This window comes from Rheinheimera tilapiae (assembly GCF_042432165.1).
GTDB classification, from domain to species: domain Bacteria; phylum Pseudomonadota; class Gammaproteobacteria; order Enterobacterales; family Alteromonadaceae; genus Pararheinheimera; species Pararheinheimera tilapiae.
Window position 1 is genome coordinate 109,614 of sequence record NZ_JBHLXP010000005.1, and the last position, 14,821, is coordinate 124,434.

The 14,821-nt window shown below is 51.4% G+C and carries 14 protein-coding genes; 6 read left to right on the plus strand and 8 right to left on the minus strand.

Annotation, left to right across the window (positions count from 1 at the left end):
* Nucleotides 1-27 precede the first annotated feature (27 nt).
* The 4 genes from mnmA to ACFFJP_RS16775 are packed head-to-tail and all read left to right on the plus strand — an operon-like array spanning nucleotide 28 to nucleotide 4,338.
* The gene (gene mnmA, locus ACFFJP_RS16760; protein WP_377246801.1) at nucleotides 28-1,128 is read left to right on the plus strand and encodes a tRNA 2-thiouridine(34) synthase MnmA; all 1,101 of its coding nucleotides are present in this window, start codon (nucleotides 28-30) and stop codon (nucleotides 1,126-1,128) included.
* Nucleotides 1,128-1,754: a high frequency lysogenization protein HflD gene (gene hflD / locus ACFFJP_RS16765; RefSeq protein WP_377246804.1), complete on the plus strand. Its 627-nt coding sequence runs from the start codon at nucleotides 1,128-1,130 to the stop codon at nucleotides 1,752-1,754. Before mnmA ends, hflD begins: the two co-directional genes overlap by 1 nt.
* Before the next feature lie 10 nt (nucleotides 1,755-1,764).
* Nucleotides 1,765-3,135, plus strand: a complete 1,371-nt coding sequence (gene purB / locus ACFFJP_RS16770; RefSeq protein ID WP_377246807.1) for an adenylosuccinate lyase — start codon at nucleotides 1,765-1,767, stop codon at nucleotides 3,133-3,135.
* A gap of 45 nt (nucleotides 3,136-3,180) precedes the next feature.
* Nucleotides 3,181-4,338 carry a ribosomal protein uL16 3-hydroxylase gene (locus ACFFJP_RS16775; protein ID WP_377246810.1) on the plus strand — a complete coding sequence of 386 codons (1,158 nt, stop codon included), beginning with the start codon at nucleotides 3,181-3,183 and terminating at the stop codon, nucleotides 4,336-4,338.
* A gap of 64 nt (nucleotides 4,339-4,402) precedes the next feature.
* Here ACFFJP_RS16775 and ACFFJP_RS16780 read toward each other — a convergent pair whose 3' ends face one another.
* Nucleotides 4,403-4,834 carry a DUF4826 family protein gene (locus tag ACFFJP_RS16780; protein WP_377246813.1) on the minus strand — a complete coding sequence of 144 codons (432 nt, stop codon included), beginning with the start codon at nucleotides 4,832-4,834 and terminating at the stop codon, nucleotides 4,403-4,405.
* A gap of 208 nt (nucleotides 4,835-5,042) precedes the next feature.
* Here ACFFJP_RS16780 and ACFFJP_RS16785 point away from each other — a divergent pair, with 208 nt between their 5' ends.
* Complete coding sequence (locus ACFFJP_RS16785; RefSeq protein ID WP_377246816.1) at nucleotides 5,043-6,086, plus strand: Leu/Phe/Val dehydrogenase; 1,044 nt, start codon at nucleotides 5,043-5,045, stop codon at nucleotides 6,084-6,086.
* 250 nt (nucleotides 6,087-6,336) lie between these two features.
* Here the strand turns inward: ACFFJP_RS16785 and ACFFJP_RS16790 are convergent, their stop codons facing one another.
* The gene (locus ACFFJP_RS16790) at nucleotides 6,337-7,047 is read right to left on the minus strand and encodes a hypothetical protein (protein WP_377246819.1); all 711 of its coding nucleotides are present in this window, start codon (nucleotides 7,045-7,047) and stop codon (nucleotides 6,337-6,339) included.
* Nucleotides 7,048-7,214: 167 nt separating this feature from the next.
* On the opposite strand from ACFFJP_RS16790, the gene wecC reads away from it, so the two are divergent.
* The gene (gene wecC / locus ACFFJP_RS16795; RefSeq protein WP_377246822.1) at nucleotides 7,215-8,432 is read left to right on the plus strand and encodes a UDP-N-acetyl-D-mannosamine dehydrogenase; all 1,218 of its coding nucleotides are present in this window, start codon (nucleotides 7,215-7,217) and stop codon (nucleotides 8,430-8,432) included.
* A gap of 86 nt (nucleotides 8,433-8,518) precedes the next feature.
* Here the strand turns inward: wecC and ACFFJP_RS16800 are convergent, their stop codons facing one another.
* From ACFFJP_RS16800 to ACFFJP_RS16825, 6 genes are read right to left on the minus strand one after another with little or no spacing between them, the layout of a single operon-like run.
* Nucleotides 8,519-9,784, minus strand: a complete 1,266-nt coding sequence (locus ACFFJP_RS16800) for a lipopolysaccharide biosynthesis protein (RefSeq protein WP_377246825.1) — start codon at nucleotides 9,782-9,784, stop codon at nucleotides 8,519-8,521.
* Entirely contained in the window at nucleotides 9,771-11,129 is a 1,359-nt protein-coding gene (locus ACFFJP_RS16805; protein ID WP_377246828.1) for an O-antigen ligase family protein, read from the minus strand. Before ACFFJP_RS16805 ends, ACFFJP_RS16800 begins: the two co-directional genes overlap by 14 nt.
* Nucleotides 11,126-11,920, minus strand: a complete 795-nt coding sequence (locus ACFFJP_RS16810; protein ID WP_377246831.1) for a hypothetical protein — start codon at nucleotides 11,918-11,920, stop codon at nucleotides 11,126-11,128. The genes ACFFJP_RS16805 and ACFFJP_RS16810 overlap by 4 nt, the downstream gene beginning before the upstream one ends.
* Nucleotides 11,920-12,861, minus strand: coding sequence for a glycosyltransferase (locus ACFFJP_RS16815; RefSeq protein ID WP_512700577.1), 942 nt, complete (start codon nucleotides 12,859-12,861; stop codon nucleotides 11,920-11,922). Before ACFFJP_RS16815 ends, ACFFJP_RS16810 begins: the two co-directional genes overlap by 1 nt.
* Nucleotides 12,862-12,893: 32 nt before the next feature.
* A complete protein-coding gene (locus ACFFJP_RS16820) occupies nucleotides 12,894-13,616 on the minus strand; it encodes a WecB/TagA/CpsF family glycosyltransferase (RefSeq protein WP_377246837.1) in 723 nt (240 codons plus the stop codon).
* A 12-nt stretch (nucleotides 13,617-13,628) separates the two neighbouring features.
* Nucleotides 13,629-14,618 carry a glycosyltransferase family 4 protein gene (locus tag ACFFJP_RS16825; RefSeq protein WP_377246840.1) on the minus strand — a complete coding sequence of 330 codons (990 nt, stop codon included), beginning with the start codon at nucleotides 14,616-14,618 and terminating at the stop codon, nucleotides 13,629-13,631.
* Nucleotides 14,619-14,821 lie beyond the last annotated feature (203 nt).

Consider the following 14,821-nt stretch of genomic DNA (forward strand, 5'->3'; position numbering starts at 1 on the left):
CCTCTTTTTTTCCACAAAGCGCAGGTTATGTCAGAAAACAGCAGCAAAAAAGTCATTGTCGGCATGTCCGGCGGCGTTGATTCCTCCGTCTCAGCCTACTTGTTAATCCAGCAGGGTTATCAGGTGGAAGGCCTGTTTATGAAGAACTGGGAAGAAGACGATAATGACGAATATTGTGCCGCTGCCGAAGACTTAAAAGATGCGCAGCAAGTCTGCGATACACTTGGTATCAAGCTGCACAAAGTCAATTTCGCCGCCGAGTACTGGGACAATGTGTTCGAGTATTTCCTCGCCGAATACAAAGCCGGCCGCACGCCAAACCCGGACATCATGTGCAACAAGGAAATTAAGTTTAAAGCTTTCCTTGAATTTGCCGCCGAAGCACTCGGCGCCGACTATATCGCCACCGGCCACTATGTGCAGCGCCGCGAAGTGGATGGTCACTGGCAACTGCTACGCGGCCTCGACACCAATAAAGACCAAAGTTATTTCCTCTACACCATCGGCGAACAACACGTCGCACAGACGTTGTTCCCGGTTGGTCATTTGGAAAAACCGGCGGTTCGCGCCATCGCCGAGCAGCAGGGCTTAATTACCCATAATAAAAAAGACTCGACCGGCATTTGTTTTATCGGCGAGCGCAAATTCAAAGATTTCCTGCAGAAATATCTGCCGGCACAACCGGGCGATATCATCACGGTTGATGGTGAAAAAATTGGCCGCCACGAAGGCCTGATGTATCACACGCTGGGCCAACGCAAAGGCCTTGGTATTGGTGGTACCAAAGATGGTGGTGAAGATCCGTGGTATGTCGTCAGCAAAGATCTGATTAACAACCAGCTGATTGTGGCGCAAGGCCATGACCATCCAAGCCTGTTGTCGCGTGGCCTGACCGCGACGCAATTGCATTGGGTTGACAGGCAAGGCCCGGCCGACACGCTGCGCTGCACCGTCAAAACCCGCTATCGCCAGCAGGATATCCCTTGCACACTACGCCGACTGAGCAATGATCACATTGAAGTCATGTTTGATGAGCCGCAAAAAGCAGTGACACCTGGCCAGTCAGCGGTATTTTATCTGAACGAAGTCTGCCTCGGTGGCGGCATCATTGATGAGGCATTACAGTGATGAATCAATCTGTTTCGACCCAAGTACTGGCGCTGTCGGCGTTATGTCTGGCTGTACGCGCCGTGCAGCAAATTGCCCGTGGTGAAGCGCTGGAACCCGGCGTATTGTCAACCTTATTACAAAGCGTCGCTGAACAAAATCCGGCGGACGCCATTGATATCTACGGTGGCAAACTGGCAAATCTGCAAGGTGGCTATCATATTTTGGCCGCTCAGCTGGGTGAGCAGCCGCGTAAAGATTTGGAACTGACCCGTTATGTGATGGCGGTGTTAGCGCTGGAACGTTTACTGAATAAATCGACCGATAGTCTCGGCGCTGTTGGCAAACGCATTGAACGGCTGCAACAACAGTTACAGCATTTCCAGGTCACTGATGACAATATTATCGCCAGCATTGCTGACATTTACGTCGAGCATTTGAGCCCGCTTGGCAACCGGATCCAAATCGCAGGTGTGCCGGAACAGCTCAAACAAAGCGCCGTGCAGCAGAAGATCCGTGCTTTGCTATTGTCTGCAGTCAGAGCCGCCGTATTGTGGCGGCAGTCGGGTGGCCGTCGCTATCATTTTCTGTTTCAGCGCAAGAATTTACTGCGCGAAACTCAGCAAGTTTTACAACAATTAGCTTAAGGGAGTCGTCATGGAACTCAACGCATTAACCGCCATTTCTCCGGTGGACGGGCGTTACGGCAGCCGCACTACAGAGCTGCGGGATATCTTCAGTGAATTTGGTCTGATTAAATTCCGCGTGACGGTAGAAGTCCGCTGGTTACAACAGATGGCGACCATCGCCGGCATCAATGAAGTCCCGGCGTTGTCCGAAAGCGCCAATGCGTTATTAAACTCGATTGTCGACAATTTCAGCATGGCCGATGCCGAGCGCGTCAAAGAAATCGAGCGCACAACCAACCATGACGTCAAAGCGGTCGAGTACCTGCTGAAAGAGAAAGTAGCAGGTAATACTGAGTTAGCCGCCATCAGCGAATTTATTCATTTCGCCTGTACTTCTGAAGATATCAATAACTTATCGCATGGTCTGATGTTAACGACCGCGCGGGATCAGGTACTGCTGCCGTTGATGGATCAGTTACTTGCGTCAATCAAAGCTTTGGCTGTGCAGTACAAAACCATTCCGATGATGGCGCGTACCCACGGTCAGCCGGCCTCTCCCACCACCCTTGGCAAGGAAATGGCAAACGTTTATATCCGTCTGCAACGCCAGCGTAATCAGGTTGCTGCGGTAGAAATGCTCGGTAAATTTAACGGCGCTGTCGGTAACTACAATGCACATTTGTCAGCGTATCCGTCGCTTGACTGGCATCAAATCTCTGAGCAGTTCGTTACCAGCCTGGGCCTGAGCTGGAACCCGTACACCACGCAAATTGAACCGCATGATTATATTGCTGAACTGTTTGATGCAGTCGCCCGCTTTAACACCATCCTGATCGATTTTGATCGGGACGTCTGGGGTTACATTGCGCTTGGCCACTTCAAGCAACGTACGATTGCTGGTGAAATCGGCTCTTCTACGATGCCACATAAAGTCAATCCGATTGATTTTGAAAACTCAGAAGGCAACCTCGGTGTCGCCAATGCGATTTTCCAGCATCTGGCCAGCAAGCTGCCGATTTCACGCTGGCAACGTGATCTGACCGACTCCACTGTCCTGCGTAATCTTGGCGTTGGTTTTGGATATACACTGATTGCTTACCATGCCACGCTCAAAGGCATCAGCAAACTGGAAGTCAACGAAGTCAATCTGTTGACCGAGCTGGATCAAAACTGGGAATTGCTGGCAGAGCCGGTCCAAACAGTGATGCGACGTTACGGCATCGAAAAACCATACGAAAAGCTGAAAGAGCTGACTCGCGGTAAACGGATTTCGCCGGAAGATCTGGCGCTGTTTATCGACAAGCTGGCACTGCCAGATGCAGCCAAGGCCGAGTTGAAACAAATGCGGCCGGACAATTATCTCGGCGCCGCCATCGCACTAGTTGACAGCCTGCAGTAACAACTTGAAGGGCGGTATTACCGCCCTTTTTTATCAGGAACGCTTATGTACAAGCTTCATTTAGGTCAGCTCAGCGCTGCCGAATTTATGGCCGAATACTGGCAGAAAAAGCCGGTGTTGTTAAAGGGTGGTTTTGCCAACTTCGTCGATCCACTAACGCCGGACGAACTGGCTGGCCTTGCCATCGAAGAAGAAATCGAATCCCGGATCGTGGCGCAAACCAGCCCGGGCCAGTGGCAGCTGGAAACAGGGCCGTTTCAGGATTACAGTCCGTTTGGCGAACAAGGCTGGACTTTGCTGGTGCAAGCGGTCGACCACTGGCACCCGGAAGCAGCGCAGCTGATTGAACCGTTCCGGTTTATTCCGAACTGGCGCATTGACGATTTGATGGTCAGCTACTCCACACCAGGCGGTGGTGTCGGTCCGCATTTGGACCAATATGATGTATTTATCATTCAGGGCCAGGGCAAGCGGCATTGGCGTGTCGGCATGCCGGACGCCAGTCTGCAGCCGATCTGTCCGCACCCGCGGCTGTTGCAGGTCACGCCTTTTGTCGATTGTATTGATGTGATCACCGAACCGGGTGACATTCTGTATATTCCGCCAGGTTGCCCGCATGATGGTATTTCAGTCGATGCCAGCTTAAGTTATTCCGTTGGCTTTCGCGCTCCGGCACAAAAAGACCTGTTAACCGGTCTTGCCGACTATCTGATTGAACAGGACCAAAGCGGTTCGCGCTATACCGATCCGCAGCGACTGCCACTGACGGATATTGGCCGCATCAGCGACAGCGATTTGGATCAGGTGCAGCAGTTGCTGTTGGGCTTAGTCAATAACCGGGCCTTGCTGGCCAGTTACTTCGGCAGTTATATCAGCCATGCCAAACATGAGCTGGATGCGACAGAACCTGAACCGCATTATGCCGTGGATGAAATTATCGAATATCTTGAAGAAGGTTCGGTACTGGCCCGCCTTGGTGGTTTGCGGATTTGTTACCATCAGGCTGGTTCTGCTGATGACATTCAATTGTTTATCAACGGGCTAACGATCACGCTGCCGGCCGCAGCGTTGCAGTTTGTCCAGTTATTAAGTGAACAGGTCCAGCTCGATGAAACTGCCTGCCAATGGATCGCGGCTGATCAAAACAGAGCCGGTTTATTGACTGAACTGATCAACCTCGGTTATTGGTATTTTGTTGAGTAACACATCGAGTCAGTACGCTGTGTTATCAATAACAAAACCCCCGGCTTAACCGGGGGTTTTTAGTTTAAGCTGGCTGACTATTCCAGAAATCATCCGCTTCAAACAGCTGATACAACTGCTCAGCACGGTTGATCAGCAGCTTGACGTAATCGGCGCCGGTCTGATCCCGAATGCCAGTGTCGATGAGTTGCTGCGCTTGCGCCTGCCAACGGAACGAAAAGGCCCGCAGCGCTTCACGCGGATTGGCTGCGCTGCCAAAAGCCATCACATCAGTCGGCAAATCGCCGCTGATCGCCCAATAGCTTTTCCGGTCAATACCATTAATTTTCCAGATCGCGACAAAAGGTGGCAAATAACGTGATTCCTGTACGGCGACAGAGTCCATCACCACACCTTGCTCTGCTAAAAATAAATTGGCTTTTTGGAACTGGGCGCGCACCCATTCGCTGACCTGCTGCTCGGTCATCGGTTCAGCAGCTTGTTGTTGCTTGTCCATACTACTTACCTGCAAAAAATCTGAACCCGCACTTTATGACAGCAGCTGCGATTTCGCAACTATCAACAAATATTGTCGACAATCCACTGGAATGACCAGACGATTTATCACAGATTTGATAGCACTGGCAGGCCCAAAGTGGTAAATTCCGCCGCGAAAAACCGGCCCTACCCCAGACTTTGTCTGGCATAAATCGGAGCATAAGAAAGTGGCAGTATTTAACCACCCTGAGTTCGACAACCATGAACAAGTCGTATTTTGCAGTGACCGTGAATCCGGTCTGCAGGCAATAATCGCTATCCACAGTACAGCATTAGGCCCAGCCTGCGGTGGTTGCCGTATGTGGGACTATGTATCAGATGAAGACGCCCTGATCGACGTGTTACGTTTATCTCGTGGCATGACCTATAAAAACGCCATGGCAGGTTTGCCACTTGGCGGCGGCAAAGCCGTCATCATCGGTGATGCGAAAACCATTAAATCTGAAGCGTTGTTCCGTAAGTTCGGGCAATACGTGCATTCACTGAGCGGCCGTTACATCAGCGCCGAGGACGTCAACATCACCACCGCTGATATTTCCATGGTCAATCAAGAGACACCTTATGTCGCTGGCCTCGAAGGGAAAAGCGGCAACCCGGGGCCTTTCACTGCCATCGGTACTTATCGTGGGATTAAAGCTGCGGCAAAACACAAATTCGGCTCCGATGATTTATCCGGCCGGACTGTTGCAGTTCAGGGTCTTGGCAGCGTTGGTTTTTATCTATGCGAGCATTTACACAAAGAAGGCGTGAAGCTGATTGTTAGTGACATCAATCCAGTCGCTGTAGACCGTGCAGTCAGTCAGTTTGGCGCCACAGCTGTGGGCCTCAATGACATTTATGCTGTCGAGTGTGATGTCTATGCGCCTTGCGCCTTAGGTGCCACCATCAACGACGACACGCTGCCTCAGTTTAAGTGCGCCATTATTGCTGGTTGCGCCAATAACCAGCTGAAAGAAGCACGTCACGGCGAGCTGCTGCGCCAAAAAGGCATTCTGTACGCACCGGATTATGTTATCAACGCCGGTGGCATTATCAATGTCTCGATGGAGATCCGGCCGGAAGGTTATGATGAAGCGCAGTCGACCAAGCAAGTGCTGGCGATTTATGACACCTTGCTGACCGTCTTTGCCCGTGCCGCCGAGACCGGTCAGCCGACTAACGTGGTAGCGGATCTGATGGCGCAGGAAATCATTGCCCGCGGCAAAAAATAACGTCTTGCGAGACCTTTACTTAATAAAAACCACCGCAGTGCGGTGGTTTTTTTATGTCCAGGGATGGACGGTACACCGACATCGCAGGAGCAATTGTCGGTTATGCGCTGCCGTCCATGGCGTTTCCTTTAAAGGCCAACGCCTCGCGTTGTTAAAAACCGCTCCTGGCGTTTTTTTATGCGCTGCCATCCATGGCGCTTCCCTATCGGGCCAACGCATTGCGTTGTTAAAAACCGCTCCTGGCGGTTTTTTATTTCGACCAGTCGGTAAAACGTTGGGTCAGTTTGTAGACATAAAAGCTGCTGATCTCGGCCGTCAGTTTGGCGAACAAATCAAAATTAGACAGATTCACCGTTAAAAAACAGGTCGCTCCACAATTCACCGGTTTAAACGTTGAACTCTGCGCCGCGTACACCTTCGCAGTAAAACCATATTGCATTGCCAGCTGATGCACCCGGTATGCATGGTAATCGCTGGTAACAAACCAGAGCGGGATCTGATGGTCCAGCCGGGTGTTCAGCGTATAAAACTCATGATAAGTGGTCGCGCCACCATGAAAACAATCCAGCCGCACCTCACGTTTTAGCATTGGTTGCAGATAGTCCAGATATGGCTGACAAAACAAAGTGGTGATATGGATTAGTGGAGCCTGATGCGAGGTTTGGTTCACCAGATCTGCCAGTTGGGTCAACCGCGCTTTGGCACAATCTGGCAATGTCTGCTCAGTGCCACCGCAGCCCGGCAACACAAAATTACCCGTAAAATCAGCTTGAAACTGCGTCGATGCGATGTCCGCGTTGTACCAATTCCTGACCTGATTGGCGACCCAGCCATTGCCAAAAGCATAAAACCAGATCAACAACAGCCATAAACCGGGCTTGCGGTACCGTACTGCGGCAACCACCAACCCCCAGAAAAACAGGTTATGTGGATACAAAAACGGCTCAATCAGGTCTTTCACCAGCAGCTCCCCTATCAAATTCAGTAGCTTAGTATGAAGTTCCCCCAGAGCAGAAACAAGCGCGTTTAACAGAGAAAAAAATGCCGGCAAGGGCTGGCATCGCATCATCTGCCAGCGTTAAGCTGTGATACCATAAACGAAAAATAGCAAACAATCGGAGTGACGCTATGTTAAAGACTGTTTCAGTCATCGGTTTGGGTTATATCGGTTTGCCAACAGCAGCGATGCTGGCATCACGCAAACTGCGGGTGATCGGCGTCGACGTGAACCAACACGCCGTCGACACCATCAATCAGGGTAAAATTCATATTATCGAACCGGATCTGGATCTGTTGGTCAACGCTGCAGTAACCGGTGGTTACCTGTCAGCCCAGACCAAAGCGGCACCGGCTGATGCCTTTATGATTGCAGTTCCAACACCATTTTTTGATGATTTGTCGCCAGACTTGTCTTATGTCGAAGCGGCAGCCAAATCGATTGCGCCTGTATTAGCAAAAGGCAATCTGGTGGTGCTTGAATCAACCAGCCCGGTTGGTACTACCGAACTGATGTGCAAATGGATTAAAGAAGTTCGGCCTGATCTGACGCTGCCTACCGATTCAAACAGCCCGGACATTCACGTGGCCTATTGTCCAGAGCGCGTGTTACCAGGCAAAGTGGTACAAGAGCTTATTTCTAATGACCGTATCGTCGGTGGCCTGACACCAGCCTGCTCTGAAATGGCTAAACAGCTGTATCGTACCTTTGTCGCTGGTGAACTACTGGAAACTGATGCACGCACCGCCGAGATGTCAAAACTGACAGAAAACTCGTTCCGCGACGTCAACATCGCATTTGCCAACGAACTGTCGCTGATCTGTGACAAGCTCAATATCAACGTTTGGGAATTGATCCGGATGGCAAATCGCCACCCGCGCGTGAATATTCTGACCCCAGGCGCCGGTGTTGGCGGCCATTGTATCGCTGTAGACCCATGGTTCATTGTGCACTCAGCACCGGAGCAGGCGCGTCTTATCCGTACTGCCCGTGAAGTCAACGACTTCAAGCCGGAATGGGTGCTGCAAAAAGTGATGACTACTGTGGCGAATCATCCGCTGAATAAGCCATCCGTCGCTTGTTTTGGTCTGGCATTTAAGCCGGATATCGATGACCTGCGCGAAAGTCCGGCGCTGCATATCGTCAACAAATTGGCTGACACCTACGAAGGCAAAGTGCTTGCCGTAGAGCCAAACGTTGAAAGCACCAACAAGTTAAACAGCAAAGCGCAGCTGGTTTCGCTGGAACAAGGTCTGGCAGCCGATATCATCGTGATCCTGGTGAAACACAAAGCCTTTGCCAACTGTGATTTCAGTGGTAAAACTGTGATTAACGTGGTTGGTCAGTAATCCTGACAGACTTGCCCCTTGGCAAGCTACGTAGCGATAAAAAGCCGGGAATTCCCGGCTTTTTTATTGATATGTTGTGCTCATTATCACTCTGCCGTTGGTGTCACTGCTTCATGCTGCTGTCGGTAATGACGAATACCGTAGCCACTGAGAACGACTAATGACAACACGGCCAACAGATTGGTCGCAAAGAATATCCAGGCGGCAAGTTCGGCACTCAGTTGCTGGTTAGCAACCAGATATGCCGCAGAGCCAATCAACGCCACCACCGTCACACTGACCGCCCGCCACTTGTTCAAGCCTAATGCCGTGATCCAAACTTCAAAATAAGTTTTCAGCAGCGTCAGCCACAAAGTCAGCAGCACCAAAGTACAAATCAACTGTGCCTGCGCCGACAGCGGCTCCGCCAGCAACCACGGATACAACCAGGGACAAGCCAGCAGTAACACTAAATACGGCAGACTTAACAATGGAAAACTAAACAGAAACACCCGCTTAAATAAGTGCAATTTATCCGCGAGTAATGGCTGATGGCTCAGTTTAGACAGCAGTACCTGCGAAAACACCACCGGTAATAGAGTAACCGGCATAAACAGCACAAAGGCCTTACGAAACTGTCCAAGTGCCAGCAAAGTACTAAACAGCGCCAAAAATACAAAAGGGATATTGGTCAGATAAATAGCAAAGACATCATGCCAGGCATAACTGAAGCGTTGACGCAGTTGCTGCCATAGACCTGGTCCGGTCACAACCGGCTGCGCCCGCCAGTTCTTGTACTCTGGCCACAGCGCCTTGGCTGCAGTCAGCAGTGGAAAAATGCTGATCAACAACACCATCGCAAGTACAGAGGCGGTGGCGGTAAACCAGCCAGCAAAAATAGCGCCGACCAATAACAATGTCAGTGCAACACTGACAAACTGACTACGCACTTCCAGTGCAAACTGCTGTGCGCCTTTGAGATAGCTGAAACACGCCTGATTCAGCGCCCAGCTCAAACCAATCAACAGACTGAGCAGATATAAATTCAACGCCAATTCCGCCGTAGTCCACCACAGCAACGCCGCACAACCCAGACTCAAAGCGGCAAAAACCAGCAGACTGATGTGCAGACTTTGCAGCAACTGACTGATATGGCGTTGTTGTGCAGCATGGTGGATTAAATAGAAGTTGGCACCAAAGGCAATCGCGGGAAAAAACAGATTGGCCAGCATATAGATGAAACTGAAGATGCCAAATTCCTGCTCCAGCAGGTGACGCGCCAGAGCCAGATTTAACAACCAGCGCGAGCCGAAGTTCAGCCCCTGCGCAACACTGTTGCTCATCAGTTTGCGGACAAAATCACTGCGCAGCATGTGCATGCTCCTCAGGTGACAACCGCTGATCTGTAGAAAGCCGCTGCTCTGCAGAAATCCACAGTGCCCAAGCGCCATTCAGCATACCCCAAGGGATCCACAGCATCCCGGACGTCAGCACATGCCCGGCCATCGACGCCACCACCAATAACAGCAGATTCAGCGCCAGCACACCGGCGGCAACAGATTGCGGTGCTTGACGCCAGCCTGTCAGTGCCAGCCGGATCACGCCGGCAAACCACAGCAAATACCAAGCAAGACCAGCCACACCGAACCAGATAAACAGGTCTGCCGGATCTATCTCCGCCAGCGGCTTGCTACTGTAAAGTGCCAGGCCTGCGTTGCCAACGCCGAGCAAATGCTGCCAGGTCGGAAAATACTGCTCAACAAACACCCAGTTATCCCGCACAAACAGATCGCGGTTTGACAGCACAATGCCAATCGCGCCCTGCTGTTGCAGCACCAGTTGCTGTTTTTCTGATAACGGCAGATGCGGCAGAATCGCTGGAAGTTGCCAGGCCAATAACAACGTCAGCACAGCTGCGCCAGCTAAAGCCAGCAAAATCAACCGCCGGTATGGCTGCCACAGTGAGCGGGCCTGTAAAAATGGGATCAGCAGCGCCAATAACAGCACACCGGCATTACCGGTTTTAGTCAATAATGTGCTGCTGCAAAACAAACTCAATGCCAAGACCATTGCAAACACTGCTTTTTGCCGTGGCCAATACCAGGCAAACAAATAAGCGCTGAACACCAGCAATAACGCCGATAACTCATTGGTTGCTTTAAAAAAACCTTTGGAACCGAGTTGCTGATCCGGAAAATAGTCACTGGGCAGATACGCTGATAGACCATAACCGAGCCGCCCCAACAGCAAGTTCATTACGATAATACTAAAGCCCAGCCACATCAGTTGATGCAGATTACGCTGTGCGAGACCGGCGTCACGCTGACACAACCCAAAGCAATACCAGGCTGCCAGTAATGGTGCCAATAACTTCAGCACCATACCGATATCGTAACTAAGTCCGGCGGCGTGACCGAAGCTGAAAAAACTAATCACAGGACCAATCAACAGTAACGCCATCATCATCGGTAATAACGTGATACGCCGACCGAGCGTCAAACTACAGCTCAGTAACATCAGCGCCATCAGCAATGATTTATACGCCGCCGACAATGGCAGGCCCTGGCCATATTGCTGCAGTAAGAAGCCGTTGAGCGCATCGACCAGCAGATAGGTTTTGACCAGCAGCAGGATCAATAAATCTAACCGGCGCAGCGTCGGCAACAATGCGGCAGGCTGTAGTAACGACGACGCCGTAACGGCTTGGGGGCTGCTCATTTTCGCAGCAATAATAACGCCAGCGTCAATGCCAGCAAAGTGCCAAATAATGCCGCGGCAAGACTGCTAAGCAGCAACGACGGGGCTTTTGCGGCTTTTTGCTGCAACGCAGCAACCGGCTTCAACGCCGGATAATAGCCCTGACGCCACAGATTCTGCGCGGCTAAGTTCTGATCCAATAGCCGGGTCAGTTCCGACCGTTCACCCACAGTAGCAGCGCTATCCAACGCTTGTTGTAACTGTTGTTGCTGTGTGTGCAGGCGCTGCAGCCGCTCTTGCTGATCCTGCCGTTCTGCCTGCTGGATCAGCTGTTCTAGCAGCGTGGCAGCAAGTTCAGGAGACTCGGCTTTCAGGCGAAAATACAATAAGTTACCGCGACGTTTATGTTCCTGAGAAAACGCTGCTTTCCATTGACTGGACAGTTTTGCTGCAGCAGTTGCGTCATTCGCACACCAGGCAGGTTGCTGCTGACACCAGGTTTTGTCCTGCCACAGGCCATTCCAGACCGTAGCACTATCAATCAATAGACTGAAACGGGCTAACTCATCGACTTCCAGCGCGCCGATAAACAGCTGCGTATTGGCAGCAACCTGCTGATAGTCAGCCGCGAGCAAGCTTACCCGAGTCTCCGTTAACGAGAAGTGCCCATCGACACTGGCCGGAAAACGGTGTTGTTTGACATATACAGCGCCAGCAAGTGCACAGGCCGCCGCAACGACCAGTAACCACCATTTCAACCGGCGGACGACCAGATACAACTGGCCGGTAAATTCAAGTTCGGTTGTCAGCATTATTTAGGTCCAAACAGGCCTTTGATGCCCTTTGACAGCAGCTGTTTACGTACTTTAATCAGCCATTGCATTTTGTGTTTCAGGTAATAACGCACTTTGGTTTCCACCAGGCCATAGCGCATCGAGCCAATCAACTCAGCCAGCGACAGCGGCTCCTGCTGCATCGTACGCCGATAAAATGCCTGATTATGCAGATTGCGTTCATTCATCAGTGGCCGGTGTTTTTCGACAAACTGTGCCTGCGCATTCAACCGTTTCGGTGACGTCGTAATGCGGCCTAATTCATGGCCGACATGCACAACATAAGTTGCCTCCGCCAGACGTAAAGCCGGACCATAAGCCGCCACCATCCGCAGCCACATATCATAGTCCTGAAATGCGGCCAGGGTTTCGTCAAAACCGCCCTGCGCCAGCATACGGCTGGTGCGAACCAGCGCTTGATTCGACAAACAGTGCGCGTCCAGCACTTCCGGCAGCCGGACAATTTTCTGTTCCGTGTACAGCGCTTTACGCACAGAGCCATAGTCCCAAAAATATCCGGTACAAACACAGGAATATTGGTCATCGTAGGCCGCCATCATGCCCGACAGGCGTGTTGGCAAAAATTCATCATCATCGTCGATACCAGTGACAAATTCACCGGCTGCTGCTTTGATCGCCATATTGCGTGCAGCACAGGCACCCTGACCTTTTTCCTGGCGAAACAGCCGGATCTGCGGGTGCTCGCCATACAATTCATTCAGCACCTGCCAGGTGTTATCCGGTGAACAGTCATCGACAATCAGCAGTTCAAAGTTGGGATAATCCTGTGCCAGCACCGAATTGACGGCACGTTGCATCATCTCGCTGCGATTATAGGTCGGCATATATACGCTTATCAGCGGCGCCACGGTTTGTGCGCGTTCAGGCGTTTCAGCTGTCAAAATATTGCTCTCGGTCAATGGGTTGGCAGGAGGCTGTCAGAATGATGATTCTATAACTTGCCCGTCAGATAAAGCCACAGATATTCCACCAGACTCCATTGCCGTTTGATTCGGCTCGGCTGGCTGAGCAAGCGGTATGCCCACTCCAGATTCAGTTTGCACCACAGCGCAGGGGCGCGTTTGACGTTGCCGGTGAACACGTCATAGGTGCCACCGACACCCATAAAGTAGGCATCGGGAATGATCTTTTTTGCCCGTTCAATCAGCAGCTCTTGCTTTGGAGATCCCATGGCAATGGTGATGATTTTGGCGCCACTCTGCTGAATTTGCTGCAACAGCGCCGCCTCGTCTTTAAAATAACCATCCTGCGCGCCAACCACTTGAACACCGGCAGCGGATAGCTTGTCACGGGTTTGCTGCAACACTTCAGGTTTAGCACCGACCAGAAACACCGGCACTTGCTTGGCGGCAGCGCGGTACATAATAGCTTCCCAGGTTTCGCAACCAGGCACCCGCTCCACTTTGCGCCCCAGCTTCTTTTGCATCGCTTTCACCACGCCCATACCATCGGCATAACGCAATTCGGCTTGATTTAACATGGTTTTCAGCGCGGCATCTTCGCGCGCTTTCATGACTTTTTCCGGATTAATCGCAATGGCGGAGCCTGCGAACACAGTGCCGTCATCATGCACAATAAACTCAACTAATTGCTGCATGCTGGCAAACGCCATCACATCCAGTCCCCCCACGTTCACCACTTCAGGTTGTAGCATGTCAGAACACTCTCAGTTGTCAGCAGGTACGGTCGTTAGCTGCTGATAAATTTCGGTTAATCGGGCTGCGACTTTGTCGAGCAAATAAGGCTTTGCACTGGTCTGACAAGCTTGTTGCAGCTGCTGATAATCTGCCGGCGGCAAACTTAACAATAACTGAATTTTTTCACCAAGCACCTGCAGTAACGTAGCTTCATCCTGCGTATCAATCAGATAGCCGTTGATGCCATGCTGGAGCTGCATCCGGGAGCCATCAGTGGTCGTTGCCACCACTGGGGTGCCACAAGCCATCGCCTCCGTCATCACCAGGCCAAAAGATTCATTGCGTGACAGGCTGATAAACAACTTACTACGCTGATAATAATCTTTAAGCTGCGCAGCGCCTTGTGCCGACACCAGAGTCAATTGCGGATATTGCAATGCGGCGGCACTGAGCTGCGCATGCCATGGGCCATGGCCGATAACGACGACTTTTTTGCCGCCAAGCGCCGGCAATAACGCAATCAGTCGGTCCATGCCTTTATTAAAATCCAGTGTGCCGACATACAACACATCGATGTCTTTTTCTGCCAACGGCAATGCTGGCACCTGACCATACAAGGCGTGAATGCCGGCCGGTAGCACTTCGGCGCGGATGTCCTGCCGGAAAAAACGCTGCTGCAGCTGTGCGCTGACAAAGATCCATTGGTCGACTCGCGCCGCCGCCGCTTTATACCACCGCGATTCCGGCTGATAGGCATAAATATCGGTGCCATGGCAGGTCACGACGATTTTCACCTTTGGATTGCGCAGCAGACGGTAAGTCAGTGCCAGCCAAATGGTCGGATAGAAAAAATGCACATGCAATACATCAAAACGCTGACGACTCAGCACATAGCGCCAGACAAACTGCAACCAAAAAATTGGATAGCGTAATAATCGCCACGGCATCCGTTCGCATTGCCACTCCATCTGAAAATAGGCTGGATTTAATGCGGCCAGTGCTTCGACTTGATTACGCACAAATACACCTTGAAAAGGTGCTGCCGGCTTAGGGCCCATATTAGTTAAAATTAACAGACGTTGTGACATCGGACCCCCAGGCATCAGGACATAGCCTGATCATACTGGCAAAACCTTGTTGGCAACAACCAGTCCACCGCAGTCAGGCCCGGCTTTTTCCCTAAATGCTGAAATAAAGCGCAGTTAAGCTGCTGATTTCACAT

Bases quoted from the DNA above. Each gene is read 5' to 3' on its own strand.
- ACFFJP_RS16775 (WP_377246810.1), top strand. From the start codon at position 3,181: ATGTACAAGCTTCATTTAGGTCAGCTCAGCGCTGCCGAATTTATGGCC.
- ACFFJP_RS16805 (WP_377246828.1), bottom strand. From the start codon at position 11,129: ATGAGCAGCCCCCAAGCCGTTACGGCGTCGTCGTTACTACAGCCTGCC.
- ACFFJP_RS16810 (WP_377246831.1), bottom strand. From the start codon at position 11,920: ATGCTGACAACCGAACTTGAATTTACCGGCCAGTTGTATCTGGTCGTC.
- ACFFJP_RS16800 (WP_377246825.1), bottom strand. From the start codon at position 9,784: ATGCTGCGCAGTGATTTTGTCCGCAAACTGATGAGCAACAGTGTTGCG.
- wecC (WP_377246822.1), top strand. From the start codon at position 7,215: ATGTTAAAGACTGTTTCAGTCATCGGTTTGGGTTATATCGGTTTGCCA.
- ACFFJP_RS16780 (WP_377246813.1), bottom strand. From the start codon at position 4,834: ATGGACAAGCAACAACAAGCTGCTGAACCGATGACCGAGCAGCAGGTC.
- ACFFJP_RS16820 (WP_377246837.1), bottom strand. From the start codon at position 13,616: ATGCTACAACCTGAAGTGGTGAACGTGGGGGGACTGGATGTGATGGCG.
- mnmA (WP_377246801.1), top strand. From the start codon at position 28: ATGTCAGAAAACAGCAGCAAAAAAGTCATTGTCGGCATGTCCGGCGGC.
- purB (WP_377246807.1), top strand. From the start codon at position 1,765: ATGGAACTCAACGCATTAACCGCCATTTCTCCGGTGGACGGGCGTTAC.
- hflD (WP_377246804.1), top strand. From the start codon at position 1,128: ATGAATCAATCTGTTTCGACCCAAGTACTGGCGCTGTCGGCGTTATGT.